This is a genomic window from Actinomadura pelletieri DSM 43383 (assembly GCF_003634705.1).
Classification (GTDB): Bacteria; Actinomycetota; Actinomycetes; order Streptosporangiales; family Streptosporangiaceae; genus Spirillospora; species Spirillospora pelletieri.
The window spans coordinates 118,739-144,648 of sequence record NZ_RBWU01000003.1; the positions used below are offsets into that span (position 1 = coordinate 118,739).

The 25,910-nt window shown below is 70.9% G+C and carries 27 protein-coding genes; 10 read left to right on the forward strand and 17 right to left on the reverse strand.

The annotated features are described in order from the left end of the window. Positions 1 to 77: 77 nt before the first annotated feature. The 5 genes from BZB76_RS13715 to BZB76_RS13735 form a co-directional block, all read right to left on the reverse strand. Complete coding sequence (locus tag BZB76_RS13715) at positions 78 to 1,196, reverse strand: DUF6461 domain-containing protein (protein ID WP_121434768.1); 1,119 nt, start codon at positions 1,194 to 1,196, stop codon at positions 78 to 80. Positions 1,197 to 1,270: 74 nt separating this feature from the next. Next, positions 1,271 to 1,711, reverse strand: a complete 441-nt coding sequence (locus BZB76_RS13720) for a MoaF C-terminal domain-containing protein (RefSeq protein WP_121434769.1) — start codon at positions 1,709 to 1,711, stop codon at positions 1,271 to 1,273. A 147-nt stretch (positions 1,712 to 1,858) separates the two neighbouring features. Next, positions 1,859 to 4,786 (reverse strand): CHAT domain-containing protein, encoded by a 2,928-nt coding sequence (locus tag BZB76_RS13725; RefSeq protein ID WP_170180630.1) that lies wholly within the window; start codon positions 4,784 to 4,786, stop codon positions 1,859 to 1,861. A 7-nt stretch (positions 4,787 to 4,793) separates the two neighbouring features. Further along, positions 4,794 to 6,260 (reverse strand): CATRA conflict system CASPASE/TPR repeat-associated protein, encoded by a 1,467-nt coding sequence (locus tag BZB76_RS13730; protein WP_121434771.1) that lies wholly within the window; start codon positions 6,258 to 6,260, stop codon positions 4,794 to 4,796. Further along, positions 6,247 to 6,594 carry a CATRA system-associated protein gene (locus tag BZB76_RS13735; RefSeq protein WP_337959757.1) on the reverse strand — a complete coding sequence of 116 codons (348 nt, stop codon included), beginning with the start codon at positions 6,592 to 6,594 and terminating at the stop codon, positions 6,247 to 6,249. Before BZB76_RS13735 ends, BZB76_RS13730 begins: the two co-directional genes overlap by 14 nt. A gap of 176 nt (positions 6,595 to 6,770) precedes the next feature. Between BZB76_RS13735 and BZB76_RS13740 the strand changes: the two genes are divergently transcribed. The 6 genes from BZB76_RS13740 (at position 6,771) to BZB76_RS13765 (ending at position 9,963) form a co-directional block, all read left to right on the forward strand. Then, positions 6,771 to 7,094: a CATRA system-associated protein gene (locus tag BZB76_RS13740; RefSeq protein WP_121434773.1), complete on the forward strand. Its 324-nt coding sequence runs from the start codon at positions 6,771 to 6,773 to the stop codon at positions 7,092 to 7,094. Positions 7,095 to 7,159: 65 nt separating this feature from the next. After that, positions 7,160 to 7,726, forward strand: coding sequence for a hypothetical protein (locus BZB76_RS13745; protein WP_121434774.1), 567 nt, complete (start codon positions 7,160 to 7,162; stop codon positions 7,724 to 7,726). A gap of 10 nt (positions 7,727 to 7,736) precedes the next feature. Beyond that, positions 7,737 to 8,213, forward strand: a complete 477-nt coding sequence (locus BZB76_RS13750; protein ID WP_121434775.1) for a hypothetical protein — start codon at positions 7,737 to 7,739, stop codon at positions 8,211 to 8,213. Beyond that, a complete protein-coding gene (locus BZB76_RS13755) occupies positions 8,213 to 8,650 on the forward strand; it encodes a hypothetical protein (RefSeq protein ID WP_121434776.1) in 438 nt (145 codons plus the stop codon). Before BZB76_RS13750 ends, BZB76_RS13755 begins: the two co-directional genes overlap by 1 nt. After that, entirely contained in the window at positions 8,647 to 8,964 is a 318-nt protein-coding gene (locus tag BZB76_RS13760) for a hypothetical protein (protein WP_121434777.1), read from the forward strand. The genes BZB76_RS13755 and BZB76_RS13760 overlap by 4 nt, the downstream gene beginning before the upstream one ends. Positions 8,965 to 8,982: 18 nt before the next feature. Further along, entirely contained in the window at positions 8,983 to 9,963 is a 981-nt protein-coding gene (locus BZB76_RS13765; protein ID WP_121434778.1) for an ATP-binding protein, read from the forward strand. A 23-nt stretch (positions 9,964 to 9,986) separates the two neighbouring features. On the opposite strand, the gene BZB76_RS13770 is transcribed toward BZB76_RS13765, so the two are convergent. After that, complete coding sequence (locus tag BZB76_RS13770; RefSeq protein ID WP_121434779.1) at positions 9,987 to 11,801, reverse strand: CATRA conflict system CASPASE/TPR repeat-associated protein; 1,815 nt, start codon at positions 11,799 to 11,801, stop codon at positions 9,987 to 9,989. After that, the gene (locus tag BZB76_RS13775; protein WP_121434780.1) at positions 11,798 to 13,165 is read right to left on the reverse strand and encodes an AfsR/SARP family transcriptional regulator; all 1,368 of its coding nucleotides are present in this window, start codon (positions 13,163 to 13,165) and stop codon (positions 11,798 to 11,800) included. The genes BZB76_RS13770 and BZB76_RS13775 overlap by 4 nt, the downstream gene beginning before the upstream one ends. A 620-nt stretch (positions 13,166 to 13,785) precedes the next feature. Here BZB76_RS13775 and BZB76_RS13780 point away from each other — a divergent pair. Next, a complete protein-coding gene (locus BZB76_RS13780) occupies positions 13,786 to 14,607 on the forward strand; it encodes an SAM-dependent methyltransferase (RefSeq protein ID WP_211343008.1) in 822 nt (273 codons plus the stop codon). On the opposite strand, the gene BZB76_RS13785 is transcribed toward BZB76_RS13780, so the two are convergent. Continuing rightward, the gene (locus BZB76_RS13785) at positions 14,604 to 15,182 is read right to left on the reverse strand and encodes a class I SAM-dependent methyltransferase (RefSeq protein WP_246007015.1); all 579 of its coding nucleotides are present in this window, start codon (positions 15,180 to 15,182) and stop codon (positions 14,604 to 14,606) included. The two genes, BZB76_RS13780 and BZB76_RS13785, sit on opposite strands and share 4 nt — an antisense overlap. Before the next feature lie 67 nt (positions 15,183 to 15,249). Here BZB76_RS13785 and BZB76_RS13790 point away from each other — a divergent pair, with 67 nt between their 5' ends. Beyond that, positions 15,250 to 15,999, forward strand: a complete 750-nt coding sequence (locus BZB76_RS13790) for an FkbM family methyltransferase (protein WP_121434783.1) — start codon at positions 15,250 to 15,252, stop codon at positions 15,997 to 15,999. On the opposite strand, the gene BZB76_RS13795 is transcribed toward BZB76_RS13790, so the two are convergent. The 5 genes from BZB76_RS13795 to BZB76_RS13815 form a co-directional block, all read right to left on the reverse strand. Next, on the reverse strand, positions 15,996 to 16,802 hold the full coding sequence (locus BZB76_RS13795) for an aminoglycoside adenylyltransferase domain-containing protein (protein ID WP_246006937.1): 807 nt from the start codon (positions 16,800 to 16,802) through the stop codon (positions 15,996 to 15,998). The two genes, BZB76_RS13790 and BZB76_RS13795, sit on opposite strands and share 4 nt — an antisense overlap. After that, positions 16,799 to 17,713, reverse strand: coding sequence for an LLM class flavin-dependent oxidoreductase (locus BZB76_RS13800; RefSeq protein WP_121435462.1), 915 nt, complete (start codon positions 17,711 to 17,713; stop codon positions 16,799 to 16,801). Before BZB76_RS13800 ends, BZB76_RS13795 begins: the two co-directional genes overlap by 4 nt. A gap of 84 nt (positions 17,714 to 17,797) precedes the next feature. Continuing rightward, positions 17,798 to 18,274, reverse strand: a complete 477-nt coding sequence (locus BZB76_RS13805) for a MarR family winged helix-turn-helix transcriptional regulator (protein ID WP_121434785.1) — start codon at positions 18,272 to 18,274, stop codon at positions 17,798 to 17,800. Positions 18,275 to 18,331: 57 nt separating this feature from the next. Beyond that, on the reverse strand, positions 18,332 to 18,577 hold the full coding sequence (locus BZB76_RS13810) for a hypothetical protein (RefSeq protein ID WP_121434786.1): 246 nt from the start codon (positions 18,575 to 18,577) through the stop codon (positions 18,332 to 18,334). Beyond that, the gene (locus tag BZB76_RS13815; protein WP_246006938.1) at positions 18,577 to 21,117 is read right to left on the reverse strand and encodes an MFS transporter; all 2,541 of its coding nucleotides are present in this window, start codon (positions 21,115 to 21,117) and stop codon (positions 18,577 to 18,579) included. Before BZB76_RS13815 ends, BZB76_RS13810 begins: the two co-directional genes overlap by 1 nt. Before the next feature lie 160 nt (positions 21,118 to 21,277). Here BZB76_RS13815 and BZB76_RS13820 point away from each other — a divergent pair, with 160 nt between their 5' ends. Next, a complete protein-coding gene (locus BZB76_RS13820) occupies positions 21,278 to 21,682 on the forward strand; it encodes a MerR family transcriptional regulator (protein WP_121434787.1) in 405 nt (134 codons plus the stop codon). A gap of 14 nt (positions 21,683 to 21,696) precedes the next feature. Here the strand turns inward: BZB76_RS13820 and BZB76_RS13825 are convergent, their stop codons facing one another. Then, positions 21,697 to 22,194 carry a MarR family winged helix-turn-helix transcriptional regulator gene (locus tag BZB76_RS13825; RefSeq protein ID WP_121434788.1) on the reverse strand — a complete coding sequence of 166 codons (498 nt, stop codon included), beginning with the start codon at positions 22,192 to 22,194 and terminating at the stop codon, positions 21,697 to 21,699. A gap of 109 nt (positions 22,195 to 22,303) precedes the next feature. Here BZB76_RS13825 and BZB76_RS13830 point away from each other — a divergent pair, with 109 nt between their 5' ends. Then, positions 22,304 to 22,762, forward strand: a complete 459-nt coding sequence (locus tag BZB76_RS13830; protein WP_121435463.1) for a MarR family winged helix-turn-helix transcriptional regulator — start codon at positions 22,304 to 22,306, stop codon at positions 22,760 to 22,762. Positions 22,763 to 23,084: 322 nt separating this feature from the next. Here BZB76_RS13830 and BZB76_RS13835 read toward each other — a convergent pair whose 3' ends face one another. The 3 genes from BZB76_RS13835 to BZB76_RS13845 form a co-directional block, all read right to left on the reverse strand. Continuing rightward, the gene (locus BZB76_RS13835) at positions 23,085 to 23,741 is read right to left on the reverse strand and encodes a GNAT family N-acetyltransferase (RefSeq protein ID WP_121434789.1); all 657 of its coding nucleotides are present in this window, start codon (positions 23,739 to 23,741) and stop codon (positions 23,085 to 23,087) included. A 73-nt stretch (positions 23,742 to 23,814) separates the two neighbouring features. Further along, entirely contained in the window at positions 23,815 to 24,654 is an 840-nt protein-coding gene (locus BZB76_RS13840; RefSeq protein WP_121434790.1) for an SAM-dependent methyltransferase, read from the reverse strand. A 41-nt stretch (positions 24,655 to 24,695) separates the two neighbouring features. Next, positions 24,696 to 25,892 (reverse strand): metal-dependent hydrolase family protein, encoded by a 1,197-nt coding sequence (locus BZB76_RS13845; RefSeq protein WP_121434791.1) that lies wholly within the window; start codon positions 25,890 to 25,892, stop codon positions 24,696 to 24,698. Between the last annotated feature and the right edge of the window lie 18 nt (positions 25,893 to 25,910).

Genomic DNA, 25,910 nt, shown 5'->3' on the forward strand with positions numbered 1-25,910 from the left:
GGGGCCTGCGTCCCTGGGAAGTCCCGGACCGCTTCTGATCGGCTTCCGTCCCGCTTCCTCGATCGAACGGGCCGGTGTCAGGCCGGGTCTTGGGCACGGCGGAGGGTGTGCAGGACGGCCTTCTCCCGTGCGGGGTCGCGGAGCGGGTCGGGGCCCTGCGTGAGCGGGTGAAGTGCCGCACGGGCAGCGGCGTGGGGCTCAGGCCACAACGCGCCACGCAACGCGTCCGCGAACCAGGCCCCCATGTAGGCGGCGGTCCGCTCGTCGCCGCTCATCCTGGAGCGGGCGGTCGGGTCGTTGAGTGACCTGTTCGCCTGGCGTGCGCGTGCCAGCCAGGAGCGGACGTGCGCGCCGAGCTCCGAGCCGGCGGACACGGTGACCGTTTCGCCGCGTTCGGCCGCGGCGACGGCCTCCGCCAGGCCGGGAGTGGCGTCCAGGCCGAGGACGGTGGCAAGCCGCATGACCTCGGCCGCGGCAACCGCGCGGAGCAGTCGCGGCGGCGCGGCGTCGAGCGCCGCGATCATGGCGGGGTCGGTGGGCCCGGCGGACAGCGAGGGAGAAGCCGCCCCGAACCATGGTTCGATCTCGGCGGACAGCAGCCGTCCGGTCAGCGCGTCGGGATGCGGGACGGCGCCGGTCACCAGGCCCGCCAGCAAGAAGGCCGGGACGTAGGCGGCCGACACGGAGCCGTCCTCGTCCTCGTACTCGTCCTCGTCCTCATCGCCGGCGTCCGGGTCCAGGCCCGCCGCGCGCATCTTCCCGAGCAACCGGTCCGGCTCGCTTCCCCAGCGGTACCGCGGCCAGGTCGGCTCGAACCCGGTGACCAGCGTGCCGTCGACCGCGTAGCGGAAGCCGTGGTCGGCGTAGTCGTGCCGCTGCACCGAAACGGCCTCGGTGCCCCGCGACAGGCCCGCCAACTGCTCGACGAGCCCACCCTGGAAACCGTTCACCTCGACCACCATCGTCCAGTCGCCGAGGTTCAGCGCGAACGCCGACTCCTCGTAGCCCGTCTCGAAGCGGTCGTACGCCTCGGCCGCCTCCTCCAGGTCGCGGGGCCCCAGCGTGTCCGGGAGAGCGCCCAGGCGCGTCAACGCCTCGGTCTCATCGACGTCCTTGACAAAGGTCAGACAGAAGATCTCGCCGAGTCGCTCATCGCCGTCGACCCACTCGATATCGCCGGGCGTCACATTGAGCATGGCTCCTCCGCAGGGTCATCGATGACATGGTCCGTAGATCATGGCAGCGCCCTGTGACAGGAGCCGCGGCGCGGCTATCGGATCGAGGCGATGAGCCCCCGCGGGTCTTCGACGATCTCGATGGTGGCCTGGTCGACGAGGAAGTACTGGCCCCCGTCCTCGCGGGGGTTGGTGTACGCGGCGGTCGCCACCAGCCGGTGGAAGTCCGCGACCACCGCGATCGGGTAACCCTGGTCGAAGATCTGGCCGTGTGCGGCGGTGGCGACCGTTCCGGCCTCGTACCAGGTGATGAAGTACAGCGCCGGCGCGATTTTGAAGACGCGTAGCGTCGGCTCCGTCTGCTGCACCCCGGCGAAGTCGCCGGACACGCCGCTCCACACCATGGTCGTCTCGTCCGCGTAGTGCTGTTGCAGCACGTTGCCGGATCCGTAGTGGAAGTTGGCGCGTACGCCGACGAGGTCATTGCTGACGGGATGAGTGTCGGGGACGGGGAAGAAGCGCATGTCGAGTGTCATGCGGGTCACCTCCTTGGTTCCGGGCCGGGTGACGGCACCGCGACCGGCGCGAGCGCCTCGCCGTCGCGTCCACGCGACACCATTTCGTTTGAGACCAAACAATAGCCGACCCGACGGTGGGAGTCCCACGTTCGGAGGGACGCTCTCTCAGAGGCCCACGTGTACGTGGGCGCACCATAGTGCCGGTGGGGTCCCCACGCGCTTTCTGCGTTCGTCGATCGCGCGCTGGAGGGCGGCGGCCGGAGGCGTGCCTTTCAGGAGACACGGGTAGAAGGCCGCCGCGATCCGGGCCGCCGCCCTGTCCCGGACGGGCCACAAGGTGCCCACCACGCCGGGGAAGCCCGCCAACAGGAAGGCGCCCGTGATGTGCACCGACTCATCGACAAGGCGCTCCGACGTTGAGGATGTGGCGCACGCCGACAGATAGGCGACGCGGGCATGCGACAGGTCGAGGTGGGAGATGGCGCCCACGTCCAGGGGATGGACGTCGTGGTCGGACAGTTGCAGCCTGGCCGCGGCCGGGTCGGCGGGCTCACTGACGGCGTGACAGGCGAAGTGGACGATCTCGTGGTGCGGAAGGGCGGCCAGCACCGCCGGGCCCGTGGCCCGGTCGCCTTCCAGAACCTTCGCGGCGGGCGCCAGCCGCACGATCTGCTCCGCCTCGGCGGACGCGCCACTCAGCGGGACCGCGCCGGGCGTCCGCGGCATCGCCACCACCAACGGTACGGGTTCACCGGTCATGGGGACGGTGCGGCGTCTGGCGTGGCGGAGTGCCCGCACCGTCGGCGTATACGAAGGGACGGCCAGGTCCATCACCGAGTGTCCGGGCCGGTCGTGGTGCCCGGCGGCGTGCAGCGGGAGGAAGGTCGCGGGGCCTGTCGGGCACCACCAGACTCGCGGGCGCCGTTCCGGGTCGTCGGGCGCGGTGGTGATGCCCGCCGCGGCCAGCGCCGGACCGGCGATCAGGTCCCAGCACCATCGCAGGACGTCGTCCAGGTCGCCGTCTTCCACACCGGTCTCGTCGGGCAGCCGTGCGATCTGCTCGCCGACCGTGTGCGGGGTGACGCCCGCGAGCCGTTCGACGTGGATCGGGTCGTCGGGGCCGGACAGGATCAGGGCATGGCCGCCACGGAAGTCGACGTTGACGATGATGACGGGGCCCTCGGCGGCCGCCTCGCGCAGTTCCTCCGCCGTGGGCGGTTCCAGGAAGTCGGACAGGCCCGGCAGGGCACGAATTCCGGCCAGAACCTTCGTCCACCGGTCATCGAGTTCCCGGCGGCGCGCCGCGAACCGGTCGCCGTCGACGGGAGGCGGGGACGTGGTGCCCGTACCGGCGGCGCCGAGAAGACCCCGCGCGGTGAGGTCGGGTTCGGGACGGTCCAGGTCCTCGCGCACACGCCGGAACTCCTCCGCCAGTCTCCGGTCGATCGCTTCGACCCGCCGCAGCGCCTCGCTGGACGCCAGGCGCTCGTTCAGCAGGACGCCCCGCGCGTGTTCCAGCAGTTCCAGCGCGAGCCCGGGCCGTCCGGCCGCGATGGCGGCACCGGCGGCCTCCGGGCCCAGCCCGAAGACACGGCCGATGCCCAGTTCGCGGTCGGCGCGGGCCGCGCTTCGCGGCGCGACCCGAGGAAGCGACGCGACGGCCTGCCGGTAGGCGTTCAGCGCCTCCTCCGTCTCGCCCAGTTCCAGTTCGGCGCGAGCGCGCAACCGCCACCCCTGGACCAGTTGCCAGGGACGGGACCGGGGCAGGCCGATCACCGTCGTGGCGCGTTCGCGCGCCTCGTCCAGCAGCGGACGGCGGCCCGTGTGCTCGTACAACTCCAGGAGCACGTCCGCGAGATTCAGGTGCCGGGTGGGCTGGTCGGCTTGGATGCCGCCGGGGTCGTCGAGCACCTCCCTGCTCACTCGCACGATCGACTCCAGCAGGGCGACTCCGCCGTCGAGCCGGTACCGGGCCACGAGAGCGCCGCCGAGCGTGGTCAGCAGCGTGGACCGTATCGGGTGCTCCGCGTCCGTCTCATCGACCATCGCGGTGGCGTGGGTGACGGCCTCGTCCAGGTGCGCTCGCTCCCCGGTCTCCTCGTAGGCGGCCAGGAGAGCGAGGACGCACGTGTTCATCAGATGGAACCGCATCGGTCCCTGCGCGCTCGCCAACGCGCGTCCCACCCGGATGGCCTTGTCGAGTATCTCGGGATCCTCGGTCCGCCGGTGCAGTTCCATCAGCGCCACGCAGAGCGTCTGGGAGAAGGCGGCCGAAAGGGCCCGCTCCCCGTCGGCGGCGTCCGCGAGGTTCTTCAGCAGTGCCGCGCCCTCTCGCAGGGCCATGGTCTCGCCGGTCAGGTCGTACCGGGCGAGCAGCACCGTCGCGAGGGTGCATTCGTGTGGGGGCCGGAAATGGTTACGCGGGGGCGTGTTCGCCACCGCTTCGCGAGCCGCGTGGACGGCCTCGTCCAGCGCGGTGGGATCGGCTGTGTACTCGTGACTCAGCCGGTAGAGGTTCGCCAGGGAGTTCATGGCGATGGCCCGGTCTAGCCCGTCGTCCGATATCCGCTTGGTCGCCGTGCGCTGCATCTCCAGGGCATTGTCGAGAAGGCCCGGTGCCTGCGTCGTCTGAAACCCGGTCATGTACAGGTTGGCCACGATGGTCAGCGCACTGCCGTAGAGCGGATGGCCTTCGCCCGTGGTGTGGACGGCTTCCTCACCGGCGGCGACGGCCTCCTCGAACACCGCCAGGACGCCTGCACGCAGGAACTCGTGCCGCAACAGGACGGTCGACGTCAGCAGGCAATAAGGGCGGAACTCTCCGACGAGAGGGTGCCGGGCGGCGGCTCGGACACGGTCGATGCCCTCGTTCAGGACCTCCGGCTCGCCGCTCACCTCGTACAGGAGCCGCAGAGAGACGCACAGGTTGTTGACGACCCTCGGCCACACCTCGTGGCCCGTGGGAATGTTCGCCACCAGCGTGCGGCTCAGTTCGATGGACGTCCGCAGGTCGGACGGGTCGCCGTGGCGCTGGTAGCGCTCGCGGAACTCGCGGGCGCGCCTCTCCAGACCTTCGAGCTCGGTCGCCTTCACCGTGATGTCACACCCTTTCATAGCGCCGGACGACGGTTTGCATGAGCACCCATCCGGCGGCGAAACCGCTGATCGCCACCGTCCAGGTGACCGGTGGCGGGACGCCGCGTCCCCGGATCCACTCGCCGACGGCCGCGCTGACGAACCAGCCCGCCGTCGCCCCCAACAGGCCGGCCGACAGCCGTCCCAGCCTGGACGGCCACCGCTCGCCCGGAGCGACCAGCACCAGGACCAGCATCGACAGCCACAGCGCGAGCGCCCCGAGCAGCGCGATGAAGGCGGGGACCGCCGGCCCGGTCAGCGCCTTCACCTTGTAGCCGAGGCTCTGCACCGCGGCGAGCGCCACGACGATCGCGCCGATCACGGAGGTCTGCAACAGATCGATGCGGACCTGCCGTCGCTGCACCTTCTCCTCGCCGCGCCGGACGGCCTCACGGTCGCGTTGGAGCAGGACGTCGAGCCGCTGGGTCAGCACGGACAGGGCGTCACGGACCTGGTCGCGGTCGAGCTCCAGGTAGTCGATCGCGTCGTCGAGCCGATCGGCGGCCCAGCGGGCCACCGCGGTGTCGGCGACGAACAGCCCGCCGGCGGCGCCGGGGGTGCGGGCCGCCTCGGTCTCGAGGTTCGACGCGGCGATCTGGACGGTGCGCGCCATCCTGCGCAGGACGATGATCTGCTGGGTGATGCTGCCGGGCCCGGCCACCATGGTCAGCAGCCGCTGCCGCCTTCCGGGTAGGTCCGTGTCGCCGGTGCGCAGCGCTTCTCGGACTTCGGTGGCCACGTCCGGGGTGGGCGGGACCGACGCGAGGCGCCGCAGCTGGTGGCGAATCCGGGCGGTGTGGGCGAGGTAGCGCGCGAACGGCGGCGGTTCGGCGATCCCGTTCGTCCACAGCCAGCGTTCCATCCGCTCGACGGCGCCGCCGTCCGGGCACACGGCGACGATGCGCCGAAGCCGACGGTCGTCGGCTCCGCCCGCGACCTCCCAGAGCGTGCAGAGCGGCCGGTGGAGGGTCACGGCGGGCCCGAGCGGCGGCCGGCCCGGCAGGGCTTCGCGCAGCTCGCGGGGATCGACGCCGCCGTCAGCGCCGTGAGCGAGGTAGAGCCGGGCCTCGCCGACCGACCAGGTGCCCGCGTCGCCGACGGTCCTCGACCAGCGGCGGTCCAGGTCCGGCCAGGTCACGTCCGGCTCTCCGGGCGCGCCGAGCGCCACCGCGACATGGAGCAGTTCGTGCCGCCGGTGGACGACGACCTGGGCGGTGCCCTGCGGGGCGAGGCGCGCGGCGACGGGGCCGTGGGCGGGCAGCGCCGCCGGGTCGGGTGGCAGGTCGCCGGGCAGCCCCGTCCCGGCGGCGGGCCCGTCCATGCCGAGGTCGCGGCTCCACACGTCCCACGCGTCGCGCAGTCCCCGGTAGGCGCCGGGGGCGGTGACGTGCACCTGGAGGTGAACGACCAGTGACTGTTCAGCGAGGCTCACCGGGCGGCTCGCTCTCCGCTCGCCGCCCCGGCTCTTCCACGAGGTCGTCCTCCGCCCGTGCCACCCGTTCCAGGACGGGAGCGGGCGGTCCGCAAGGCTCGGTCGCTTCCCGGGTGAGCCTGAGCTTCGCTCGACTCGGACCCAGGTTCTCCAAGGTCACCACCGTCCTGGCGAACGCTTCCGCGTCGTGGGCCTTCCACGCGGCGTCCATCGCGTCCAGCTCCACCCCGACGGCCTCCCAGGCGGGGGACGGCAGCAGCCAGCCGCGCACATCGGCCAGCAGTTCAAGGGCCTCCGACCGGCTATCGTCCGGTTCCGCCGGGAAGTCCACCATCGTGGGCACCTCCAAAGAATATGAAGCGGTCATACCGTTCCTTGATAAGAGAACACCGATTTCCGATTCCATGGCATCATCCAGTCGCTTCCGAAGCGCTTCCGATCGGCTTCCGATGCAGATTTTCCGATGAGACGCCCGAGCGCACGACACGGTCCACGGATAAAATCGCCGTTATGGAAATAGCGGATGATCAAGAATGGGACGAGGTCCTCCTCGAGGCGCGCACCATTGTGCAGGAGATGCTCGATTGGAGGCTGGCGCCCGCACGCTGGGACAGTACCGTCCAAATTCTGGACGTTCTCGCGGAGGCCGCCGAGACGAAGGACCTGGCGACGGTACGGCAGGCCGTCGTCGACCTCGAATTGCACGGTCCCATCCGGATCACCAGGATCGGAGCCACCCCGGTGGTCCCCGCGCCGCCACCGGTGCGGGAACGCGTCAACCATCTCGTGCACAGGCTGTCCGGCGGCGACGCGCAGAACCGCGGGCGGTCGTAACCGGAAGCACTCCGGAACCATTCGGGGTCCTGCGCCAGAAGCGGCGACGATGCTCCGATGGCCCCATGAAGGAACCACCGCTCAGCCCCGTCTTCACCACCGCGAAGGGCTACCTGGAGCACGCGCGGAGGCGTCTCGACACCCGCGACCCGCAGGACCGGGCGATCGCCTACGGCCTCGACCTGCTGGCACAAGTGGTCAGCGGAGTGGAGAAAGACCTCTCCACACACGAAACGGCAGAGGTGGCGGTCGTCTACGACACGCTCGCGAGCCAGGTCGCGGACGTCTTCGGCATGGACGTCCCGGACGCCTTCCGCGCGCTGGTGGAGCTGTGCGACGACCCGTCGGCGCGCCTGCTCGTCACCGGGCAGCCCGAACCGGACGCCACCCGGCTCGCGGCCCTGCGCTCCCGGCTGGTGTGGGCGACGGTGACCTACCAGGCACCCGTCGGAGGGCGCTGCCGGCGGACCACGGAGATCGTCTACCGGTCGCGCGAGGGCGATCCCAGGTCCCAGAAGGTGGCCCAGCAGTTCGGGTGGGAGGACCTGCCCGACCGGGCCCGCGAACGACTCGTGCTGGGCGAGGTCCCGGCCGTCCGCTACCAGCTCTATCCACCGAAACCGCAGCCCTGAGGAGGACGCCATGGCGCCCCTGGCACTGATTCTCGCCCCCCTGGTCGGGGTGGCGGTCGCCGCGGTCGCGGTGTACTTCTGGCCGGCGATCATGGGTTGGACACGGGAGCATCTGCTGCCCTGGGTCGACCGGAACATTCCCGAACTGGCCGACGCCGTCCGGCTCGCCTTCCAGAACCTCGACGGCATCGCCGTCGACCTGCGCCGCATGGTCCGCAGCGCCTGGCGGAGGTTGCGCAAGGTGCTACTCCACGAGACGGCCAGGTTCGTGGAGCTGGCCGACACCGGGTGGGCCGTCCAGATCACCTCTTACCTCCGCACGCTGGAGGAGGGCGAGAAGCCGGTGGTCAGGGTCGTCACCGAGCAGAAACTCGCCTGGGACGAGCTCCCCGAGGAGATCCGCGCCCAGGCGCTGTCGGACGGGCTGCACGACAGCGCCTTCGACGTCACCAAAACGCGCGACCAGCTGCTCAGCGAGGCCCACTGATGTCCTGGACGGAGAACGACGAGATGAAGATCTTTGTCTGTGCCGCGATCGTTGGAGCGGCCGTGTGGTGGGCCCACCGCCAGTGGGCGGCCCGGCCCCGCGGCGACGAACTCGGCCGGGTGGTCGCCCAGGCCTATGCGGGCGAGTGGACCGACCGGTTCGGAGTCACCGCCGAGGCGCTGCACGCCGCCCTCGCCGAGGGAGACGATCCGGTGCTGCGGGAGCGCATCGACCAGGCGATCGGCGCGGTCGACCTCAGCTTCGCCAAGGGCCCCGAGGGCACCGTCGCCGCCACCGTGGTCGTCATCGATGACAACGGCCGGCGGTCCACCGCCCGGCTGTCGCTGCGGTGGGACGACGTGCCGGAGTCCGTCCGTGCCGAGCTGCTCCGGGACGGCACGGGCCCGTCCGTGCGCAGCTGGAGAGCGGTCGCGTGATCTGGATCGTGGCCGGGCTGGTGGCGGCGGCGCTGGGAGCGGGCGCGGTCATCACGTTCTGGGACACCGTCCGGACGACGGTCGAGAACTGGCTGAACGCCCACAGCCTCAACAAGGGCGCGCTACAGCGAGCAGTGATCGTTCTGGACAAGGGGGCCGTCAGGGTCCGGCGCCGTATCGTGGTCCAGACCTCCTACGCCCCTCAGATCATCTCCGAGGAGTCGCTGTCCCTCGACCAGATCGACGTCCCCGAGGTCCGTGCGCTTCTGGAACGGCACGACCAGGTGGAGATCGACATCCTGCACGACCTCTAGGAAGCCGAGGAGTTCGCCATGCGCAACTGGTCCGAGGTGCCCGTTGGCCGGAGGACGGGGCCGGCCGACAAGCCGTCCGACAGGCCATCCGACAAGCCGTCCGACACCGGCGCGGACGAGCGGCGACCGCCGTCGTTCGCGCCCCGCAAGCCGAGAAGGTCGATGGACGACCTGGTGGTCCCGGACGCGGTGCGGGACCGGATCGAGCTGGCCCTGGCACAGCTCGACCACCATGACGTCCTCTACCGCGAATGGAACCTGCGGAAGATCGACCCCTACCGCTCCGGCGCCGCGCTCAACTTCTACGGGCCGCCGGGGACCGGCAAGTCCCTGGCCGCGGAGGCGATCGCCGAACGCCGCGGCAGCCCGCTCATCGACGTGAACTACGCCGAGATCGAGTCCAAGTACGTCGGCGACACCCCGAAGAACATCGTGGCGTGCTTCCGCGAGGCGGAACGGCGGCAGGCCGTGCTGGTGTTCAACGAGGCCGACTCGATCCTCGGCAGCCGGCTCAGCAACGTGACGCAGAGCTCCGACCACAGCGTCAACGTGTCCCGCGCGGTGATGCTGTCGCAGCTCGACGACTTCGCCGGGCTGGTGGTGTTCACCACCAACTTCCCCCGCAACTACGACGCCGCGTTCGTCCGCCGGATCCTGGTGCACGTCCGCTTCGACCTGCCGGACGAGCCGACCCGCCGCAGGTTGTGGGCGTCCCTCGTGCCGGCCGAGGTACCGCGCGCCGAACCGCTGGACCTGACCGCGCTGGCCGCGTCGTCGGACGGGCTGAGCGGTGGCGACATGGTCAACGCCGTGAAGGCGGCGGCGACCCGGGCGGTCACCCGGTCCGGGGAAGACCGGGTGCTGCGCACCGAGGATCTGCTCGCCGAGATCGATGCCGTCGTGCTGGCCAGGGCCGATGTCGGTAAGGCCCCCTCTGAGCCGCCCCGGGTGGTCGCGGCGGAACGGGTCGGGCTCGACGCCGTTCCGGAAGCGTCCTGACCGATCCCACCGTCCCGGCAAGGTCACGGAAGCTCGTCCCGGCGGGGTTCGGGGGCGCGCCGCAGCGCCTCCAGTGAGGAGAAATCGCCCGCCGACCGCCAGCCCGGATCGGAGACGGCGACGGGGCAGCCCGCCAACCGCAGCCGGTTGACGATCTTCTCCCGGAAGCCGGAGCCCCGGGTGATCCGCACATAGTTGCGTCCGCCGACGTCGGTGACCGGGCGCTGGTCCCCGGCGAGGAGGATCAGCGTCCGGTCGGGGTGCACGGCCAGGGCCATCCCCAGCTCCAGCAGCACGTTGGGCCGGGCCTGCATCACGGGGCCGGTTTCGGCGCCGTCGTCGTGCCGCTCCCACAGATCGGGGTGGAGCCGCACCTCGTCCTCGGGTGTCATCAGCACCACGACGGCCTGGGCGAGGGGCATCGAGTGCGCGATGACCTCGCCCAGAAACGGGGACGACTTGCCGGTCATCGCGACCAGGTCCTCCCACTCCAGGGGCCGCAGCCCCAGCGCGCGGAGCAACTCAAACACCGCGACACGCGCGGGTTCGTCCCGGCCGTAGACGACGAAGACGTTCCGTTCCCGGTCATGAACCAGATCCGCTCCGGGGAGCGTGGAGGGGCGGCTTCCGGCGGGGGAACGCTCCGGGTCCGGTTCCGTGCGAGGCGCGGGCCGGAGTTCCGGCACGCCCGGCACCGCTTCGGGACCGGGCCCGGTTTCCAGGGATTTCCCGGACGGTGCACGCTCCACCGGGTGGAGACCGTCGACGATCTCCGCGCGGTCGGCGGCGATGGTAAGATAGGCGGACTCGTCGTCCAGCCGTTCCAGGAACGTGCGCGCCAGGGCCGCGTCGTCGGCGAACGCGCCACGCGCCATCGGCGGCCCCTGCCCGAGCGGGCCGAGGGACCGGCCGAGGTTGTCGGCGGCGATCTCCACGGAGCGGCGCAGCTCCCGCAGATCCGTCAGCAGGAACCGGGCATCCAGCCTGCGCAGCCGGAGCAGCTCCGCCAGGACCGGTTCGGCGGCGCCGAGCCGACGCAGCTCGTCGCCCAGCGTGTCCAGCGCGGACTTCAGCCGCCTGGCCTGCCCGTCGCGCTGCCAGACACGGAGCTGGTAGCGAAGTTTGGCGCCGTGCAGCAGGTAGCGGGCCAGCGGGGGGATCGCCGTGTCGCCGCGCGACCAGACCCACGCGCTGGCGACCGGGTCTGCGTCCGGAGCGATCGCCAGGACGAACTTGCGGACGAGCCGCTCGTCGGGCTCCGCCGCCGTCTCCCACAGGGCCAGGCCGTCCCCGGTCGGCACCCCACGGTCGGCGGCGTTCGGGTCGTGGGCGCCGTCCGGCAGGAGGGCGCCGAGTCGCTGGTACAGGGACGGCGCCGCGGTGCGGACGTGGTCCTCCGCGTCCACCCGGGCGAGGAACAGGCGGGCCTCGCCGAGTAGCGCCGGAACGTGCTCGGCGGTGATCGCCTGCCACTGGCGGTCCAGTTCCCGCCACCAGTGTCCGTCCCCGGCGGCCTCGGCGGGCGCCAGGGCCACGGACAGGTTCAGCAGGTCGTGATGGCGGCGCAGCACCGCCTGGCAGTCGGCGCCCGGACGTTCCTGCGCGACGACCGCGATCTCCCCGTCCGCGGGCAGTGCGCCCAGGTCGCTCGGCAGGACGTGCGGCAGGCCGGTGCCCGGCACCGGTTCGGTCATGTGGAACAGCAGGCGGCAGCCCTGCCAGATTCCGGTCAGGGCCCGGTACGCGGCACCGGCGCCGGGCCCTTCGGTGGGCAGGTAGAGGTGGACGACGAACTGCTGGTCCAGCACCTCGGTCACAGGCCCGCCCGCCTCGGTCACAGGTCCTCCTCGGGGGCGACCCCGTCACTGTCCAACGCCTCGACGAAGCGCGCGACGTCCGCCAGCCGGACGTGGGCGAGATCCTCGGGGCGCAGCACGATCCGCAGTTCGGGCGCCACGCGCCGGACGCGGCACGCCCGAAGATAGGTGACGATGATCAGCATCATGATCTGTTCACGGTCCAGTGCGTCCAACCGGGCGAACCCGGCCCCGAGCAGCGGTGTCGCCACCGGTTTCCGCAGGCCGTGCACATCGACGGACTCCCACAGCCGCTCCAGGCCGGTTCGCAGGTCCTCCGGGGTGGAGGTGGTGGCGAGGTCGAAACCCTGACGGCAGTGCACGGTGGCGAAGACCCGGCGCCCCGACAGGGGCAGCGACACGACCGTGCCGATCGGATACCGCAGGCGTTTGCCCCTCGGCTTGTCCCTCGGGCTGTCCCTGCCCGTGGGCGCGACCCGCCGCAGCCCCCTGCGCAACTCCTTGTCGAGCAGTTCCCGGTCGCCGCCGTAGACGCGGTGCAGCAGCTGCCCTTGGACGCTTTCGCGGCTGATGACGAAGTCGTCCGTGGTGTCGGTGTCGAAGGTGTCACCGAAGCCGACCACGAGGTTCGCGTCGTCCTCGGCGAACACGTCGCCCCGCTTCACGGTCACGGCCACCCGCAGGCCGGAGAACTCGCGGCGCAGGACCTCGTCACCGTGGCGGGCCCGCAGGCGTTTCCGGATCGTTCTCAGCGGTCCCGTGGCCTCCTCGTCGTCGGGCCGCTCCTCGGCGAGCCGCTCCGCGAGCGGCAGGGCCGCGTCCAGATGCCCGAGTTCGAGGTGGACGCGCACCAGTTCCCGGCGCGCGGTGTCGTACTGGGCCGTCAGCCGCCGCGTCATCGTTCGCGCGAACTCCGCGCCGGACGCCTCCGGCAGGGGCCTGCCGCGCCACAGCTCCAGCGCCCTGGTCAGGAGCGCCGCCGCCGTCGCGGGCGCGGCGTGCGCGGCACGGTTCACCCGCTCGCCGAACTCGGCGCAGTCGAGTTGGTCGGACGCGAGTACCAGCCGGTACGCGGATTCGGTACCGCGCCCGTTCAGCACCTGCTCGGTCAGCAATACCCGGGCGGCCTCGTCCCGTCCCAGCGCCCGGCGCAGTTCGAGAATTCGTTTTTGCACTTCGGTGCGGTGGAGCCGCCCGGTCGCTCCGGTATCCGCGGCCGCCGGCTCGTTCCAGACGTCCCGGTACAACCGCATGGCCGAAACGGCCTCGCCTTCCGCCGCGACAAGCCTGACCAACAGTTTGACGGTGAGCGGCGCCAGACCGACCTCATGGCCGCCGACACTCAGTACGGCAGGCCCGAGCACTCCCACGTGTATACGCGTCATCCAGGTCTCCTGGTCATCATCTCGCGCTTTTCACACGCCCCCTGGAAGCTGAGGAAAGCCTACCCGCGCACGACCACGCCATTTCATACCGTGTCACCATCTGGTCACCCGGCGCGAACAGTATTGTGGCCAATGGTGGCCGTGAGCCCACTCCAGCGTTTCAGAAGCGATAAAGACGGACTCGCCGGCGGGGCCGCACCGGATGCCGTAACAGCGTGATCGAAATAGAGAGGAACATCTGATCCCCTTCATTGACGAATTAGGCGGAGGCTGCGTCGAACCGACGAGCGCTCCCCGCAACTCCGCCGTGGACGTCGACGACCTCGCTACACCAGGACGCAGGCGGGACTGCCCGCAGTACGGCGCCTCGTGCGCCGTCGCATCCCTGCCGTGCACCGTCGCACCGGTGCCGGAGATTCTCGAAGCGGGCGAGGGCCCGAGCCCGGCGGGAGCTGATCGCGTGTGGGTTCGGGCCGCGGCCGTCCTAGCCTGTTGTGCGGGCGGCGGATGTCGGATCGTGACCGCAAGCTGCCGTCAACCCACTCAAACGTGATCCAGAGGTGATCAGGCTCATTAGGATGTAGCACGTGCCACCGCACCAACCCGATGGGGGCTTTTCCGTGCCGGACACAGCAGACAGCGAACCGCGTTCGGCGGATCTGAAGACCAACGTGGCCCATTCGGCACGGGTCTACGACTACCTGCTGGGCGGGAAGGACAACTACGCCGCCGACCGGGAGGCCGCCGAAGAGGTCATCAAGATCGCGCCGTACATGCCGACGTCCGTGCGGGCCAGCCGTAACTTCATGGTGCGGGTGGCGCGCCATCTGGCCGCCGAGTGCGGTGTGCGGCAGTTCCTCGACGTCGGGACCGGCCTGCCGACGTCGCCGAACCTCCACGAGGTCGTCCAGGGGGTCGATCCCGCCTCCCGGGTCGTGTACGTCGACAACGACCCGATCGTGCTCGTCCACGCCCGCGCGCTGCTCACCAGCACCCCGGAGGGAAGCTCCCGCTACATCCAGGCCGATCTGGCCGACCCTGAGGCGATCATGAACGCGCCGGAGGTGCGGGAGAGCTTCGACATGACCCGGCCGGTGGCGCTGTGCCTGCTCACCGTCATCCACTTCGTCCAGGACGACGACGAGGCGCGCCGCATCGTCCGGCGGCTGATGGAGCCGCTGCCGCCCGGCAGTTACCTCGCCCTCTCCACGATCAACATCGAGAGTGCCGCTGGACCGGTCCGAGCCGCCGTCGCCAAGCACAACGAGCACGGGATCAGGTCGAAGGGCCGCACGACGGCGCAGATCACCGGCTTCTTCGACGGTCTGGAGCTGACCGATCCGGGGGTGGTTCCCGTCCACCACTGGCGCCCGGACGACGAGGCCAAGAAGATCGACGACACGCAGGTCTCCATCTACGGCGGGCTGGCCCGCAAGCCCTAGCGGCGGGCCGCGAACGCCGTCAGGTCGGACAGTTCGTGCCGTGTGACGTCGGAGAAGCGGCGGCGTAGCCCGTCCTCGATACGGCGGAGCTGGTCGTCGGGGAGCCGGAAGCGCCGCGTGCCCCGCTGGGGCCGCCCGCCGCCGTGCCAGGCGATCACCACCCGGCCGCCGGGGCGGGTGACGCGGCGCAGCTCGTCCAGGCCGCCGTCCAGGGACGGCCACAGCCCCACCGTGTTGACGGTGACGACGCGGTCGAACTCGGCGTCGCCGAATCCCGTGTCGTCGGCGGTGCCGAGGCGGAGGTCGGCGTCCGGCGCCTGTCCGCGGGCCATGTCGCGCATCTCGGGTGACGGGTCGACGCCGCTGACCCGTCCGGCCGTCCGGGTGAGGCGCCGGACCAGGCCGCCCGGCCCGTAGCCGATCTCCAGAACGGCCTGCCCCGGCCGGACGTCGAGCAGTTCGGCGACCTCGTCCTGGCGGTTCATCCGCAGCATGAGGCGTCCGGCGAGGCGCCCGCGCAGCCCGCGCGGTACGGCGAACGGGGAGCGGGTGCCCCGCTCGGAGGTCCACGGCATGGTCTTCACACCGGGGACGTTCCCCAAGGTGACACGGGAAATCCGGGTGGCGCGGTAGTGTCGGCGGATGCTGCTGCGCGCCTACGGGATCGCCCGGTCGCTCGCCATGTACTACGGCGTCCCGGGCAAGCACCGGCGCGCGTCGCGCCTCTACGGTGAGTTCCTCGGGCCGGGGGACGTCGCGTTCGACGTCGGCGCCCATGTGGGCGGACGGGTGCACGTGTGGCGCGGGCTCGGGGCGCGGGTGGTCGCGGTGGAGCCGCAGCCCGACTGCCTGCGCGTTCTGCGCCTCCTCTACGGACACGACGCCGACGTCGCGATCGTGCCGGGCGCGGTGGGGACGCGTCCGGGCCGGGCCCGGCTGGCGTTGTCGTCGGCGACGCCGACGGTCTCGTCGATGTCGCCCGACTGGATCGAGTCGGTCACGACGGACCGCAATTTCGCCTGGGTCCGGTGGGACCGCGCCGTCGAGGTGGACGTCACGACCCTGGACGACCTGATCGCGGCCCACGGCGTCCCGGCCTTCTGCAAGATCGACGTCGAGGGCTTCGAGTCGGACGTCCTGGCCGGGTTGACGCGTGCCGTGCCCGCGTTGTCGTTCGAGTACGTCCCGTCGGCGCACGAGGCGAGCCTGGAGTCGTTGCGCCTCGTGGAGCGGCTCGGCGCATCGGCCGGTGGGTACGTCTACAACTACTCGCCCATCGAGACGATGCGGTTCGCGAGCGAGCACTGGCTGGACGCGGCCGCCCTGGAGAAGGGCCTCGAACGGATCCGTCCCCGCGGCCGCTCCGGCGATGTCTACGCCCGCCTCCGCTAGTCGACGTCGTCGATCACTTCGAGCATGAACTCCCCGACCCGTCGCGGGGACACGGCCGGAACCGGGTCACCGCGCCGGTGGGCGAGGGCGTCGCGGACGAGGTCGTGCCAGCGCGGCGCGAAGACGTCCAGGGCGTACTCGCCCGCCTCCTCCTTGCTGAGGATCTCCCCCGTCGCGACGGTGTGGTGCAGGCGGGGCGGCCCGAGCAGGTATGTCAGAGCCAGGCGTTCCGGCGGCTGGAGCGGTTTGCGCGGCGGGCGCGGCGACAGGGTGCGGACGGCGAGACTCCGCCAGTGGCCCCGCAACTGTCCCAGCGTCCAGGGACGCAGCCGTCCCGGCTCTGGCTCGAGCGGAAGATCCTCGGGGGCCGGGCCACGGAGTGTGATGGCCCCTTCGCGGAGCAGCTTCCACGTCACCGGGTTCACGTCGAAGGCACGACCGTGGTGGAAGGACGGGCCGCTGTGCGAGGCCAGCGGGCGGATCGCCGTGACCGGCTTGCCGAGGTCGCCGGCGTCCACGAAGACACCGTTCATCGTCTCGGGAATGGTGGGCCGGGCCCGCAGCACCGCCCGGCCGAGGGCCTCGGTGTTGCCCAGGACGTGCAGCGCCCGGAGGCGACGCACCTCGCCGTCCGTGAGACGACCGGGCACAACGGCGACGAAGTCGATGTCGCTGCGGCCCGGCCGCCACGCCCCTAACGCGGCGGACCCCACCACGTAGAAGCCGCTGATCCGGCCGGGCAGCAGCCGGTCGGCGACCCCGAGGTATCGCCGTGCGGTGCGTTCCATCGTTGCGATGCTCAACGTTCCTCCTTCGCGGTCGCCTCGCGGACCGCGGGTGCGATCTCCGCGGCCCAGCGGCCGAGGGTGACGTCGTCCGGGGCGCCACCGCCGGTGGAGAACAGGGTGAAGCCGGAGGCGCCGTGGTCCAGGACGGCCCGGGTGAGTTCGTCGACCCATTGGTCGACGGAGCCGCCGATCCAGCGTCCGGCAGGGTCACGTGGGGCGGTGAGCGGCCGGTCGGTGACGCGGCCCGGAAGGTTGTAGACCGTGCGGATCTCCCGGGGGTCGCGTCCCGCGGCGGTCGCGGCCTCGTCGATGATCGGCCGGGACGTCCGGTACCGGTCGCTGAGCCAGTCGGCGGCGTGGCCGGGGATCCAGCCGTCCGCGACCCGCCCGGTCGCGGCCAGCGACCGCGGCCCGACCGATCCGGTCCACACGGGCGGCGCGGTGACGGGGGCGGGTTCGATCTCGTCCACCCGGTAGTGGCGGCCCCGGTGGGTGACGGGCGGGCCGCCACCCGACAGCTTCCTGATCAGGACGATCGCCTCCTCGAACGCGTTCACGGCCTCACCCGGGGTGAGGCGCGGCACACCCATGTCGGTGATGCGGTCCCAGAGCCCGCCCGCGCCCATGCCGAGAACGATACGGCCCTCGGACAGGGCCGACAGGGACGTGACCGTCCGGGCCAGCATGGGAGCGGGCCGGGTCGGCAGGTTGGTGACGTTGGCGATGCCGGCGATGGTCCGCGTCCCGCCGAGGACGAACCCGATGGCGGCGTAGGCGTCGAGGTGTCCGCCGAGGTAGGGATGGTCCGAGAGCGAGAAGTGATCGAGACCGTCACGGTCCGCCTGCCGCGCGAGGCGAAGGAACTCGGGCGTCGCGTCGACGCCTCCGTGGGCGCCGAACCCGAAGACGACTCCATGGTCACGCATGAGCACTCCCAACGATTGAAGTTCGTTGCACGAACTATATTAGTTCGTGCAACGAACTTCAATTGACCGTCTCAGGGTGCGGAATCAGTGTGCGGGGAACGTCCCCTCCCCCGGCTCCATGAAGACCACGGGGACCTCGTTGTCGGCCACGAGCCGGCCGAGCGCACCGGCGAGCGCGTCGCGTTCCGCGCGGCTGAGCCCGGCGGCCAGTTTCTCCACCCGGCGACAGGTCTCGGGATAGAACGCGTCGATGAGCGCGCGACCCTCCGGCGTCAACGCGACCCGCACCGCCCGCAGATCCTCCGGGTCGGGCTCGCGGCGCACCAGGCCGTTGCGCTCCGTGCGGTCGACCAGGCCGGTGAGGCTCGACTTGGCCAGCCCCAGCATCGTCCCGAGCTCGCTCATCCCCCGAGGCCGCGCCATCAGCACGCACAGCAGCACACCCTGCTGCGACGTGAGCCCATGGTTCCGGGCCGATTCGGCATAGACGGCATTCACCAGGAACGCGGCCTGAACCAACGCGCCGACGACGCCCGACCGCGTCTCCTTCTGCTCACCCACGCGTCCAGGCTACAGCGACCGCCCACGGAAGTTCGCACAACGAACTAACGCCTTGGGTCAGTCTGTTCTCCGGGCGCGGAGGGCGCGGATGATGCGGAGGGGGAAGAGGCCGACGAGCGGGGCGCGCCGTCCGATGTCCTCGCGGTCCTTCCGGTCGAAGGCGCGGGCGTAGCGTTGGGCGTCGGACGGGGTCGGGTAGTCCTTCGCTCCCCCGGCTCCGCAGTCCCGCGAGCAGCGCCAGCGCATCGTGGTGCCTTCGGCGGAGAAGCGCATGTCATGGCCGAGGAGGCGGCAGCGCAGCATCACTGCTCCGTGTCGGTGGGTCTGGACGGCGGCGCGTACCTGTTGCGCGCCTGGGGCTGGGCGACTCCTTCGTGGACGGCCTCGCGGAGCGCGGAACGGAACCGTCCAGGGCCCCAGAAGCGGGCGCCGACCAGTTCGGCGAGCCGGCGGCGGGTGGTCGGGCCGTGTTCCTCGAGGGCCCGCGCGATGGCGTTGACCTCGCGGTCCAGGGCGATGTCGACGTCGGACGACCAGCGGCTCGCCGTCCCGAGCATCCCCGGGGAGTAGAACGTCTCGCCGGGGCCGGGAAGGACGCGGCGCCACCCGGTGGGTCTCATCCGCTCGCGGCGCAGGACGCGTTCCCGGATGCGTTCGTCGCGTTCCCGGTCCGCCGGCCGTGTCCGTGCCGCCGCGCCCGCCTCCTCCGCGAGGGACGCGGCGGCGGAACGGTGCTGCGCGGCCTCCATCCGGTCGGCCGCGGCCTCGGCGCGCAGCCGGTGGGCGGCGGCCTCCCGATCGTGCCGGTCGGCCTCGTCCTCGTCGCGGTCGGCCCGCGCCGCGTACGCCAACGCCAGCTCGGCGTGCATCTTCTCCCACTCGTCGAAGGTCTCGGCCTGGCGGCGGGCGACCTCCGCCTCCGCGCCCTCGGCCTGCGCCGCCCTGGCACGGGCCTGCGCGGCCATCACGTTCTGTTCCCGGGCCCGGGCCCGTTCCGCGGCGGCGGAGGCGAGGGCGGCGTGCGTCTCCGCGTCCTGCTGGTCGGCGGCGGTCAGGGCCGCCGTTCGCTCCCGCAACGCGCGGGCGCGCTCGTCCGCCGCGGCGGCGCTCTCCAGGGCGCTGCGGCGTTCGTCGTCGGTGGCGGCGCGTTCGGCGGCGGCCCGCTCGTCATGGGCGGTCGCCTCCTCCAGCAGCCGCTCGGCGTCCCATTCGGCGGTCTGCGCGAGGACCTCCTCCACCCGCAGCCGTTCTGCCGCGTCGCGGTCGCCCTCGTCCGCCCGCGGTCTCAGCTCGTGGACGGCGGCGCGGTGCTCAGCCGCGAGCGCCCGCCGCTCCTCGGCATGGCGCCGCGCCTCCAACGCGTCCCGGCGCCCCGGCACGGCCGGTTCCTCCTCCTCGGCCTCCGCGGCGGTGAGCGGTTTGGCGATGTTCTCCAGCGAAGCCTTCTCTGCCCGCACACCGTAGAAGATCTCGGCGATACCGCCGAGCGTCATGATCGCGGCGCCGACGAAGAACCCGATCGCGACGAGGTCCACGTTTCCGCTGTCGATCAGCCGGCCGAACAGGAGCGGGCCGGTGATGCCGCCGACGGCCGTGCCGATGGCGTAGAAGAACGCGATGGCCAGCGCCCGCGTCTCCATCGGGAAGATCTCGCTGACCGTCAGGTAGGCGGAGCTCGCGCCCGCCGAGGCGAAGAAGAACGTCACGCCGATCAACGCCATGAACGTCCACCGCGTCAGACCGTCGCCCATCAGCAGGACGCCGAGCAGGACGGTGAACGCCGACGCGGCGAGATACGTACCCGCGATCATCGGCTTGCGCCCCACCGTGTCGAACAGCCGGCCGAGCAGCAGGGGGCCGAGGAAGTTGCCGAGCGCGAACATGGCGAAGAAGTACGGCACCGTCGCGGACGCCACCGCGAAGTACTCGCTCAGGATGGTGCCGAGGTCGAACGTCACGGCGTTGTACAGGAACGCCTGGCCCACGAACAGCGCGAGGCCGAGGACCGCGCGCGTCGTGTAGTGCTTGAAAGCGACCCCGCCGATCTCCTTGAACGAGATGGTCTTGCGCTGCCGCACGGTGATGCTCTCGCCCGGCTCCTCCAGTTCCTGGCGGGTCTCCTCGCGGATGTCGCGTTCGATCCCGTCGACGATCCGTTCGGCCTCCTCGTCCCGCCCGTGGATGAACAGCCACCGTGGACTCTCCGGGACGTGCCGCCGCACGAACATGATGACGAGGCCGAGCAGCCCGCCCGCCCCGAACGCCAACCGCCACCCGAAGTCGGCCGGGAAGATCCCTTCATTCAGGAGCAGCACGGCGGCGAGGGCGCCGAGCGCGGCCCCCACCCAGTAGCTGCCGTTGATGATGATGTCGACCCGGCCACGGGCACGGGCCGGGATCAGCTCGTCGATCGCCGAGTTGATCGCCGCGTACTCGCCGCCGATGCCCATCCCGGTGACGAACCGGCAGATGAAGAAGTACCACGGCGCGAACGCGAACGCGGTCGCCACCGTCGCCACCACATAGACGGCCAATGTGAGAATGAACAGTTTCTTCCGGCCGAATCTGTCGGTGAGCTGACCGAACAGCAAGGCGCCGGTACACGCGCCCGCGACGTAGATCGCCGCCGCGTACCCGATGTCGGCCGGTGACAGGGCGATGCCGCTGCCGTCCTCGGTGAGCCGCGCGGCGACCGACCCGACGATCGTCACCTCAAGGCCGTCGAGGATCCAGACCGTGCCGAGCCCGATGACGACCATCCAATGGAACCGCGACCACGGCAACCGGTCCATGCGCGCGGGAATCCGCGTCGTCACCGTCCCGAGTCGCATGTCGTCGCTCATGTCGGGCAGTCCCCCATGGTCACCAGTGGATCACCGTGATCTCGCTTTTACCCCTGGCCCGCGAATCACACATGCGGGATTACCGTCGACGCATCGGCCGTTGGACAGAAGCCGGGGCGAGGCACGATGGCCGAGCCCGAGAACGCGGGTGGACGCTCCGATGAACGGTGAACAGCAGGGGTTGCGGTCCGGCCAGGTCGCCGAGGCCGCCGGGGTGAACCCGCAGACCCTGCGGTACTACGAGCGCCGCGGCCTGCTCACCGAACCGGAACGCACGCTGGGCGGCCACCGGCTCTACCCGGCCGAGACGATCACCGTCTTGAGAGCGATCAAGACCGCACAGCGACTCGGATTCACCCTGGACGAGATCGCCGACCTCCTGAAGACCACCCGGCACGGTCACCCCGGTCTCCGGAACCGGGCGCGGGAGAAGCTGCTGGAGATCGAGCAGCACATCACCGACCTGCAGACCGTGCGATCCACCCTGCACGAAGCGGTCAACACCGGATGCGACGACCTGCTGGCATGCGCGCGGCAACCGTCCTGCCCGCTGCCGTTCTCCTAGCGCGCTTCCCTGGCTCAGGAGGACGGCGTCGCCTGCTGCGTGTGGTGGTCAAGTAGGCGGGTGAGCAGACGCACGAACTGGTCGCGTTCGGCGGGGAGCAGCGGGGCGAGCAACTCCTCGTGCAGGTCGTCCAGGACCTTGTCGAGACGGCGCAACCGCCGGCGCCCCTGGGTGGTGATCGTGATGACGTTGCGGCGGCGGTCGCCGGGATCGGGCGCCCGCTCGACGAGGCCGCGTTCGGCCAGTTCGTTGAGGACGCCGACCATGTCGCTGCGGTAGATGCCGGTGCGTCGGCTCAGCGTGGCCTGGCTGCCCGGGCCGTACTCCTCCAACGAGGCGAGCACGGCGTAGTGCCACCTGTGGGCGTCCGCCCTGGCCAGCCCCTCGGTCACCAGTCGGTCCGACCGCGCGGACACGTGTGACAGCAGCCGACTGGCCCGTCGACGCAGCCTCTCCGGCGTCCTGAACTCGCCGTCGTCGGGCATGTCCGCGGCTTCGGCTCTGCTGGTCATGATGCCGATCCTACCGTGTTGCGTTAGTCGGACTAACGATGTAACTTCGTTCATATCACAAACGTTAGAAGGACTAACGTTAGTCTTCGGAACGGACTTGGAGGCCCTCGTGACGACGACGATCCAGCCCTTCGGTACGGCGCTCATCGGCCAGACCGAGAAGGCGCTCAACGCGATCCTTACCCGGCAACTCGCCGGAACCGGCATCACCGAACCCCAGTGGGTGACCCTCACGCTGACCGTGGTCGGCGGCGGTGCGGTCGACCGGGCCGAACTCATCCGCCGGGTCAGCGGCGCCACACGGTTCAGTCAGGCGTCGGTGGCCGAACGCATCACCGAGCTGACCGCCGCGGGGATTCTGCGTGAGGGCGACGGCCGCGTGCAGGTCACCGACGAAGGACAGGAACGCTGGACACAGGTCCGCACCACCCTGGACCCGATCACCCAGGAACTGTGGGGCGACCAGCCGACCGAGGACCTCGCCACCGCAGGCCGCGTCCTCAGCACCATCCTGGACCGAGCCAACACGATCCTGGCCGGTCGACAAAGCCCCGAAAGCCGACTCTGAAGCGATGGATGATCACGACCCGAGTCCTATATGTCTTGGGGGAGCGAGCGAGGACGGGTCGCAGTGGTTCGATCTCGGCGGCGGACTAACGACCGGCCCGAGTACGACGTGGCGCGGTTTTAACCGGGTCGAAGTGTTCGTCTGGCACGGAAGCGGCCTGGCGGCCCGGTGGGCAGGAGTTGCACGTGTTCGTCCGTGGTGCGCACAACAACCTCTACCAGCTGCGGTGAAGGGCGAGTGAAGGCTGGTCGTCCTGGTTCAACCTCGGCGGCGGTATCGAGTAGACCGGCTGCGCTCTCCGGCTCTCGTCCGAGGAGCGCCGTCACTTGGCGGGAACGCCGAGCAGTGGCAGGCACGGCGCAAGGCCGTGCACGGTGACCGGGGTGGTGCGGTGCCGCTCCCAGTCCGCGCGGCTGAGGCGGAGGCGGTGGTCGGTGACCCGGCCACCGCGGACGACCCGACGGTGGAGGCCGTCGGACCGGTAGCCGAGTTTGCGGGAGACCGCCTGGGACGCGAGGTTCTCCTCGAATGCGGCAGAGGTCGCGTCCTCGGCTCCCAGGCCGGTAAAGGCCAGGTGCAGCACCGCGGCCCGCATCTCGGTTCCGATGCCCTGGCCCTGGTGGCGTCGCCCGAGCCACGAGCCGGTGCCGACCTCCCGGGTGATCGCCAGGTCACGCGCGTCGAGGCTCTGCGACCCGACGGGGACACCGTCGTGGAACACCGTGAGGTTGAGCGTCCAGTCTCGGGGCTCCCAGGTGCCCAGCTGGAGCCAGTGGTGCTGGACGACGCTCCGTGCGACATCGGCGGGCGGCCGGTCGGTCCACGGGACCGCGAACGGCATCGTCTCGGGATCGTGGATGCCTTCGGCCGCCAGTTCCGCCAGGGCTGCCAGTTCATCCGGTGACGGCAACCGCAGTTCGACCCTCGGGGTGCTCAGCCTCAATCCGAGGAGCGGGAAGTGGTCGGTAAGTCGCCCCATGCCCGCAGTATTGTCGGGTGGTCGTCGGCCATCCAAGCGATTTTCCCGTCACTGTGGAGCCGGGGAGTTCGGGTCAGGGTTTGCGGGCCACGGCGCCGTAGCCGTCTACGTGAGTGGGGTCGTCGCCCTGCGTTGGGTTCGGGCGCCACTGGGAGATGGACACCATTCCCGGGTCGACTTTCTCCAGGCCGTCGAAAAGCGCGTCCAGTTGTTCGACGCTGCGGAGTATGTAGGGAAGCGTTCCCGACTCGGCGTACTGCTCCGTGCTTTGTCTGGCGAGCTCCGAGGTGTCGGTACAGTCCCAGAGGACGAGGTGGCTGCCCGAGGGGACGCCAGCCATGGTTTCGGACACGATCTGCTTGGCGGTCTCATATTCCTGGCAGAAACCCATGACGCCCATGAACATCACCGCGATCGGCTCGTCGAAGTTCAGGACGTCGGCCGCCGCCGCGAGAATCCGCCGGGGATCGTGATAGTCGGCGTCGAGAAAGTCGGTGGTGCCCTCCGGGGTGGTTCCGCGCATCAGAGCGTGTGCGTGCGCGCGCACCATGGGGTCGTTGTCGACGTAGAGAACGCGGGCGTCGGGGGCGACCCGCTGCGCGACCTCGTGGGTGTTGGGCTCGATGGGAAGTCCCGCGCCGATGTCGAGGAAATTGCGGATTCCGGCCTCGGACGCCAGGTGGTTCACGACGCGGATCAGGAACCTGCGGGACTGGCGCGCGAGCGGGATCAGGTCCGGGTTCAGCGCGGCCGTGGCGTCACCGATTTTCCGGTCGACCTCGTAGTTGTCCTTGCCGCCCAGCCAGTAATTCCATGTTCGCGCAGGCGAGGGAATGTCCGTGCGCAGCCGTGCCGGGACGTGCTCCGCGGGCTGCCCGGACGCGTCGTCGTAAGTGGCGCCGGATGGGGGCATTGTCAGCTCCTCGAAATGGCCTCGGCCGTGTCGGAGGGAACCTACGTTTCGGACGGGGAGTGCGTGGAACGGCCCCGGGAGACGACGACGCGGATGTTCCGGATCGCGGTGATGTCGGTGGTGGGGTCGCCGTCGACGAGGAGCAGGTCGGCGTCGAGGCCGGGGCGGAGGCGTCCCGTCCGGTCCGCCAGGCCGCAGGCCTGGGCGGCGAGGCCCGTCGCCGACGCGAGGGCGGTCGTCGGGGGGACGCCGGAGCTGACGAGGTCGATGACCGCCTGGGGCAGGTTGCCATGCGGTTTGATCGGGTTGATCCCGGAGTCGACGCCGCTGACCAGTGTCACGCCGCCCCGGTACAGGTCCGCGACCTGGGCGTGCCTGGCCTCGACGGAGATGCCGATCCGTTCGATCAGTGCCGCCACGGCCGGGGGCGGCTCGGTGAGACGGCTCTGGTCGTGGCCGAGGGTCGGGCAGACCATGATCCCCGCCGCGGCGATCGCCTCGGCGAGTTCGGGCGGCGTGTGGATGCCGTCCTCGGTGATGCAACTGCAGTGCTCGATGCCGTCCACGCCCGCGGCGACGCAGTTCTCCACCCCGGTGAGGGCGTGCGCGTGCGCGGTGACGGGCAGCCCGAGCCGGTGCGCCTCCTCGACGACGGCTCTGAGTTCCGCGGTCTCGAACTGGCAGGCGCGGATGTCGGTGGCGGGCGTCATCACCCCGCCGGTCGCCATGATCTTGATGAGGTCGGCGCCGCGGTCGGCGCGTTCCCGGACGGCCCGGCGCAGTTCCTCGATGCCGCGCGCCTCACCGCCCATGGAGGCGCAGTGACCGCCCACGCTCGTGACCGGCGGGCCGGACGCGACGACGGTCGGGCCGTCCGGACGGTCGTGATGCCGTTCCACGACCCGCCACTGGTGGTCGCCGACGTCACGGACCGCCGTGACCCCGGCGGCGAGCTGCGCGGCGAGCGCCGCGTCGACGGCCGCGTCGAGCTCGTCCTCGGAGAGACCGGGCAGCCGGTCGAGCGCGTCGGGTTCGCTGTTGCCGCACAGGTGGCTGTGGGCGTCGATGAGGCCGGGAAGCAGCGTGGTCCCCGGGATGTGGATCACTTCGCAGCCGTCCGGCGCGGGTGCCCCGCCCGATTCGACTCCCACGATGGCGCCCTCCTCGACCAGGACGAGGGCGCCGTCCGGGAGCGGCCCGTGGCCGTCGAACGCGATGTCAGCGCGATAGGCCTGCATGAAGCGAGGTTACAACGT

What these genes read in the sequence shown, in the direction of transcription:
- BZB76_RS13715 (WP_121434768.1), bottom strand. Translation starts at nt 1,196, where the DNA reads ATGCTCAATGTGACGCCCGGCGATATCGAGTGGGTCGACGGCGATGAG.
- BZB76_RS13720 (WP_121434769.1), bottom strand. Translation starts at nt 1,711, where the DNA reads ATGACACTCGACATGCGCTTCTTCCCCGTCCCCGACACTCATCCCGTC.
- BZB76_RS13735 (WP_337959757.1), bottom strand. Translation starts at nt 6,594, where the DNA reads ATGGTGGACTTCCCGGCGGAACCGGACGATAGCCGGTCGGAGGCCCTT.
- BZB76_RS13740 (WP_121434773.1), top strand. Translation starts at nt 6,771, where the DNA reads ATGGAAATAGCGGATGATCAAGAATGGGACGAGGTCCTCCTCGAGGCG.
- BZB76_RS13745 (WP_121434774.1), top strand. Translation starts at nt 7,160, where the DNA reads ATGAAGGAACCACCGCTCAGCCCCGTCTTCACCACCGCGAAGGGCTAC.
- BZB76_RS13750 (WP_121434775.1), top strand. Translation starts at nt 7,737, where the DNA reads ATGGCGCCCCTGGCACTGATTCTCGCCCCCCTGGTCGGGGTGGCGGTC.
- BZB76_RS13755 (WP_121434776.1), top strand. Translation starts at nt 8,213, where the DNA reads ATGTCCTGGACGGAGAACGACGAGATGAAGATCTTTGTCTGTGCCGCG.
- BZB76_RS13765 (WP_121434778.1), top strand. Translation starts at nt 8,983, where the DNA reads ATGCGCAACTGGTCCGAGGTGCCCGTTGGCCGGAGGACGGGGCCGGCC.
- BZB76_RS13775 (WP_121434780.1), bottom strand. Translation starts at nt 13,165, where the DNA reads ATGACGCGTATACACGTGGGAGTGCTCGGGCCTGCCGTACTGAGTGTC.
- BZB76_RS13785 (WP_246007015.1), bottom strand. Translation starts at nt 15,182, where the DNA reads ATGCCGTGGACCTCCGAGCGGGGCACCCGCTCCCCGTTCGCCGTACCG.
- BZB76_RS13790 (WP_121434783.1), top strand. Translation starts at nt 15,250, where the DNA reads ATGCTGCTGCGCGCCTACGGGATCGCCCGGTCGCTCGCCATGTACTAC.
- BZB76_RS13800 (WP_121435462.1), bottom strand. Translation starts at nt 17,713, where the DNA reads ATGCGTGACCATGGAGTCGTCTTCGGGTTCGGCGCCCACGGAGGCGTC.
- BZB76_RS13810 (WP_121434786.1), bottom strand. Translation starts at nt 18,577, where the DNA reads ATGCTGCGCTGCCGCCTCCTCGGCCATGACATGCGCTTCTCCGCCGAA.
- BZB76_RS13815 (WP_246006938.1), bottom strand. Translation starts at nt 21,117, where the DNA reads ATGAGCGACGACATGCGACTCGGGACGGTGACGACGCGGATTCCCGCG.
- BZB76_RS13820 (WP_121434787.1), top strand. Translation starts at nt 21,278, where the DNA reads ATGAACGGTGAACAGCAGGGGTTGCGGTCCGGCCAGGTCGCCGAGGCC.
- BZB76_RS13825 (WP_121434788.1), bottom strand. Translation starts at nt 22,194, where the DNA reads ATGACCAGCAGAGCCGAAGCCGCGGACATGCCCGACGACGGCGAGTTC.
- BZB76_RS13835 (WP_121434789.1), bottom strand. Translation starts at nt 23,741, where the DNA reads ATGGGGCGACTTACCGACCACTTCCCGCTCCTCGGATTGAGGCTGAGC.
- BZB76_RS13840 (WP_121434790.1), bottom strand. Translation starts at nt 24,654, where the DNA reads ATGCCCCCATCCGGCGCCACTTACGACGACGCGTCCGGGCAGCCCGCG.
- BZB76_RS13845 (WP_121434791.1), bottom strand. Translation starts at nt 25,892, where the DNA reads ATGCAGGCCTATCGCGCTGACATCGCGTTCGACGGCCACGGGCCGCTC.